The organism is Synechocystis salina LEGE 00031, assembly GCF_015207985.1.
In the GTDB taxonomy this organism is placed as follows: domain Bacteria; phylum Cyanobacteriota; class Cyanobacteriia; order Cyanobacteriales; family Microcystaceae; genus Synechocystis; species Synechocystis salina.
Window position 1 is genome coordinate 1 of the sequence record NZ_JADEVV010000094.1, and the last position, 5,109, is coordinate 5,109.

General features: G+C 51.2%; 6 protein-coding genes. 3 read left to right on the plus strand and 3 right to left on the minus strand.

Going from position 1 to position 5,109, the window contains the following annotated elements:
• Positions 1-122 precede the first annotated feature (122 nt).
• From IQ217_RS18450 to IQ217_RS18460, 3 genes are all read left to right on the plus strand, one after another.
• Positions 123-758 (plus strand): recombinase family protein, encoded by a 636-nt coding sequence (locus tag IQ217_RS18450; protein ID WP_228024069.1) that lies wholly within the window; start codon positions 123-125, stop codon positions 756-758.
• Between the two features lie 75 nt (positions 759-833).
• A complete protein-coding gene (locus tag IQ217_RS18455) occupies positions 834-1,136 on the plus strand; it encodes a type II toxin-antitoxin system TacA family antitoxin (protein WP_190599949.1) in 303 nt (100 codons plus the stop codon).
• Positions 1,120-1,623, plus strand: coding sequence for a GNAT family N-acetyltransferase (locus IQ217_RS18460; RefSeq protein ID WP_194021360.1), 504 nt, complete (start codon positions 1,120-1,122; stop codon positions 1,621-1,623). Before IQ217_RS18455 ends, IQ217_RS18460 begins: the two co-directional genes overlap by 17 nt.
• 72 nt (positions 1,624-1,695) lie before the next feature.
• On the opposite strand, the gene IQ217_RS18465 is transcribed toward IQ217_RS18460, so the two are convergent.
• The 3 genes from IQ217_RS18465 to IQ217_RS18475 all read right to left on the minus strand — a co-directional run bounded on the left by IQ217_RS18465 (position 1,696) and on the right by IQ217_RS18475 (position 4,941).
• On the minus strand, positions 1,696-3,021 hold the full coding sequence (locus IQ217_RS18465; protein WP_194021362.1) for an FAD-binding oxidoreductase: 1,326 nt from the start codon (positions 3,019-3,021) through the stop codon (positions 1,696-1,698).
• A gap of 623 nt (positions 3,022-3,644) precedes the next feature.
• Positions 3,645-4,241 carry a hypothetical protein gene (locus IQ217_RS18470; protein ID WP_194021364.1) on the minus strand — a complete coding sequence of 199 codons (597 nt, stop codon included), beginning with the start codon at positions 4,239-4,241 and terminating at the stop codon, positions 3,645-3,647.
• Positions 4,242-4,467: 226 nt separating this feature from the next.
• Positions 4,468-4,941 (minus strand): hypothetical protein, encoded by a 474-nt coding sequence (locus tag IQ217_RS18475; RefSeq protein ID WP_194074494.1) that lies wholly within the window; start codon positions 4,939-4,941, stop codon positions 4,468-4,470.
• Positions 4,942-5,109 lie beyond the last annotated feature (168 nt).

The following is a 5,109-nucleotide window of genomic DNA, read 5'->3' on the forward strand; positions in this document are numbered from 1 at the left end:
CAAAGAAAACGACCGTTTTCCTTGCTCTTACGGTTGGTGTCGCTGACCATGGGTATAGAGTCAAACAACTCGTCTAGAAAACAAAGCTAGATTCATTCCCTTAACCTATCTTTTTTAGCGCTATGGAGGGAGGCAGTGTGCTCATTGGTTATGTGCGGGTATCAAAGTCAGATGGCTCCCAGGTGGTGGACTTGCAGGTGGACGCCCTACGGGAAGCGGGGGTAGAAGAGGGTCGCATCTACAGGGACCTTGTCTCCGGTAAGACCTCAACTCGTCCAGGACTAGATGCTTGCCTGAAGGCCCTACAACCGGGCAACACCCTGGTGGTGTGGAAGCTAGACCGACTGGGGCGTGACCTTAAGCACTTGATCACCATTGTTGATAATCTCCGCAACCAGAATATTGGCTTTAAGGTGCTAGCGGGAGCAGGAGCAGAGATCGACACCAGCACCGCCAACGGAAGACTCTTCTTTGCCGTCTTTGCAGCACTGGCAGAATATGAACGGGAACTGATAGCGGAACGCACCAAGGCAGGACTGCAAGCTGCACGGGCAAGGGGTAGGTTGGGAGGGCGACCCCGCAAGATGGACAGAACTACCTTGGCTATGGCGATGAATGCCATGGCTGACCCGAAAGCCTGTGCCAAGGATGTGGCCGCTAGGTTGGGAATTACCACCGCTACCCTCTACAGCTACGTTAACGGTGACGGCAGCCTCAAGCCAGCTGGCGAAAGACTATTGGAAGGAGGTCACCGGTAATTCTATCCATCGTCTTGACATGCGGCAAATTGCCGTATAGCTTTGACTTGTAGCTAGTATCTTGCTCAAATCCCCATGACCCCAACACCGAAGTCACAGTCTATGGCGAGGTTAGAAGCCCGTATTAACCCAGAGACAAAAGCGTTGATGCAGAAAGCAGCAGATCTAGAAGGGCGTACACTAACGGATTTTGTCGTTAGCAGTGCCCAAGCTGCAGCCTGTAAGGTAATTGAGCGCCACCAAATCCTCCAGTTAACCCTTGAAGAGAGCGTAGTCTTTGTAGACGCTTTACTGGATCCACCAGAGCCTAATAATGCCTTAAAGTTGGCAGCTTCACATTACAAAGAGAAGATGTTGCCCCATGGCATTAGTAATTGAACCCTTTAATCGTGCTACTCACCTGCGTTCAAGCTTTTGCTGTGGAGAAGCAGCTCTAGACAACTACATACAGCGGCAAGCTTCACAAGACCTAAAGAAGCGGATGGCGGCAGTCTTTGTTTTGATAGACTCCCCCAACGTGGAGGTGCTGGGATACTACACTCTTTCTGCCTACACTGTAATCGTTACTGCATTGCAGGAAAACCTAGGCAAACGCCTACCCCGTTACCCACAATTGCCAGCAACACTGTTAGGACGTTTAGCCGTGGACAGCGCCCATAAGGGGCAAGGGTTGGGGGAGTTATTGTTGGTTGATGCCTTAAAGAAAACACTAGAGACTTCAAGAGAGATTGCATCCCTTGCGGTCATTGTAGAGGCTTTAAATCAACCAGCTCGGAGTTTTTATCTTAAGTATGGCTTTATACCCTTTCAGCAGGAGCCAATGAAGCTATATCTGCCCTTACAGTCCGTTGAAGGACTTATTTAGTCATCAGGGGGCGAATGCACCCTGAAGCGGGGAATTCGACCCAGTAGTGATTGAAACCCCGCGCCATTGAAGTTAAACGAGCTGTGGTAGCAGTCCCTGGGAATCCCACTGTTGCTTCCGTAATTTCAAGGGCTGTAGCAGAGGTCCGTAGGCTAGCCGTAGTTCCTGTTCATAGATTAGGGTGCCGGGATGCCTCTGCACGACGTAATAGTGGTTCGCCAGGGGTAGCAACGCTTCAAGTACTTTGTCAGCCCAGGTTCGGCATTGTTCTGCGGCTAAGATATCGCTAGCATTCCATACCCCGGTGATGACAATCGACCATTCAGCATTTCGCCCCGTGTAAGCCGTTGATAGTGCAGGTACGTCGTTAACAACCCCACCGACATGCTGGAGGTCTATTTGACACATACTATTGGGAGCTTGGGAGATCGCCTGCTGTAGTATCTCGACTAAGATGTGACCACATCCCGCAGGCAGGGAAAGAGAGTAGACCCAAGTGCGGAGTCGATGTTGGCGAGGGGGTAAGGTTATTGGGGCTATGGGATGACTACCGTCCTGGAAGGGTAACGCAAAGGGGGGTAATGCTTCTAGTCCTTCTGCCTCGTTTCCCCAGCTACTAGGTAGCTGACTAAGGCGGTCAGTGGCCAGAGTATCTTCCACCGGCGCTACTGCGTAGGTCATCGCAACGGGCTTTGGGTTGTCAGGGGGGTAGCCGAGGATAAAGGAACAGGATGCACCCCAGGGTAGGCTTTCAGCTATGGTCAGTAGTTCTTCTAGCTGCCCCAGTTCGGCAACGTGACGCTGTACTTGTAACCGTTGTCGAGGAAAAGTTCGTAGGGTAGCCTCTGTAATGACCGCTAGGAAGATGGCAGCTCCCCTTAGCAAAGTCCACAGTTGGTTGTCCCCACTACCAGCAGAGATGGTGAAGGGTTGACCATCAGGTTTGACACCCTTTAGCTCTTCAATGGCATCGATGGTTAAGCCAAGGCTACGGCTGAGATGTCCCACTCCTCCCATAGTGAGTAGACCAAATCCCGGCGTGCCATAGGTACCCACTGGAATCATGCAGTCATAGGGAGCTAAGGCTGCTAGTACTTGACCCATCGTCGCCCCTCCCTGTACTCTCACTTCGTTGTTTTCTACTGTAACCTTGTTGAACCCAGGAGCGAGATCAAGCATTAGACTACCGTTAGCAGCACAGAAAGGACTATGACCACCACTACGAACACTGATGGGCATATTGCGACTAGCGGCGTATCTAACTGCCTCCTGTACTTCTGAGGGTGAAGTAGGCTGAATTATTAGCTCAGGCTGTTGGGCTGCAGCAGTCCCATTAATCAAGCTACTTAGACTAGACTCGTACTTATCGGTACCTGCAGTTAACCGGGGCAAATCCATAAGTCCTTAGGGGGGACACAACAAGTAGCTTCCGTCAGGAAGTCGCTTATTTCAACTTCTATGGCGTGAACCCAGAACTGAGTGGGGCAGCACTTGTCCATCCCCCGACCTTAGTTTGATGCCCTTGAGACATTTCTCTTCGGTTTATAGGCTTCCACCCCACTGGCTCCCTAGTTTCCTTTCCTCAAAGCCAGCACCAGTGACAGTACCTTCCGAAAGAGTTAGATGGACACGCCGGACTCTCTCTACAGCCTGATGTTCAATCCGTTGCTAATTCCTATGAGAACCAGGTCTAGAGCTTCTCCGAAGCTCCTTCCACTAGTATAAACAGAGAATGGGGCGTGTTTTGGGTCAGTTTCTATCAAACTGACCCAAGGTAGCCAAGCATCTACTCCCCCTGGGAATAAAGCCAGTCATGACTCACCCCTGGGGCGGACTGATAATTCGCGAGTCTGCCCTCGGGGCTAGGAGAGAGAACCACCTCTGGGCAAAGAACTAGTTACAAGCTAGGCAGAGAGCGTAGCCCTTTCGGAACTAACTCTCCACCCTTCCCCTGTGGGGAGAATGAATCAGAGGACCGGAGCAGCAACCCCGTGATTAAGGAGAATGCTTGGGACTAAGCCCTATATTTCCTGCCACAAGCAGTCCTGCAGCCATTGGGGCATCTGCCAATTCTCCTTCCAGAGGATATTACGCTCTGCACCGTAGTAGACCAAACCAAGTTTGGACCAGTAACGGATGAGTTGCATCTGTAGATGACTAGTCTTCTCAGGGCCATATTCCCTAGCAGGAAAGGGACAACCGGCAACAATCGCCCCCTGTCCAAACGCCTCGAAAAAGAGCGCTAAGGACTTGATACCAATATTCTTCCCCCGATATTGGGGGTCTACGTAAAACTCCTCTACGTAAAGGATGTGGTCAGCAGAAAGCACCGCCTCTTCGAGGAAAGTGGAAACCTCTCCAACCTCAGTTAGAAAGTACTCTGCGATATTATTAAGGTTATGACTCAGCATGTCAGCGCATGCTAGCAGTTGATCATGGTCAAAACGAAGGTCAAAGCGATACGCGCGGAGATAGCCCGCCACTCTGGGGGTGAAATCGTCATCTTCGGTCGTTAACTTAATGGGGGATTCAATACGGGTAATCTTTAGCGTGTCATAGGAAGAATCGTAGAGGGGGTAATTACGGAGATGGAAAGTGGGCTCAAGATCAATGAACACGGGTATTTCTCCTGAATGATTGAAGGGCAGAAGGGAGGGCGTAGCAGACCTATCCATTTGCTAGGTTTGAGGAGGTCTGCGACAGATAGAGGGAGTGCGGGGTAGTGGGAGTAGCCCTGAGAGCTTCCTAGCTAGGTACGTCAGGGTTGTTCTTTCCTGACTTTTCAGTGTCGTAAGCAGGTGACGGGTAGCGCCGGCATGGGGTAAGAAAGGCTAGGGGCAAGGGCTACAGCAGCAGCCTCAGCAGTGACGAGAGTCGCACCGTTGCATCAAGGGACTGGAGGTCTTTGGGGAGCGTCAAGTGCAGAGATAGATAGTTGCCGTCCTCGACACCAGAGCTTTCTTGTGCAAAAGGCAGAGGAGAAAGGTGTCGTCCCCGGTCTTGGCAACGGTCGAGGCTGTCGGTTCTTTTAGCCCGCAATTCTTGGAGAACGTCCGGGGAGATGAGGACGGTGGCGTATCCACCAATGCCAAGGGCTTCGCTGACTTGTTTGAGTCGCTTTCCTAATTGCTCATCGACGATGGCAAGTTTAAGGGAGGGGCAGCCCAGGGCGCTCAGTGATGATTCGTCATCAAAAGGGACTACTCCGAGATTCTTAATGAAAAGAGTAGTTGAAAAAGTACCACCTTGAAGAATAGGCATGGTCACACTCACACCCACGATATAGGCCATTTTCTTCTCTCTGTTTTGGCTATCCACTGCTGCGACCCGGTTGTCATTAGCCTTTCCCTTGTCACAACAAGGGGGGAAGACTTAGGGACCCACGTCGATCCATCATCTACTCCCCTCTGCGGATTTATTCACCTAGGGCTGGAACTATCAGGGGTGCCCTACTCAATAGGGTCTCTAAAAATTGCACCAATTTTT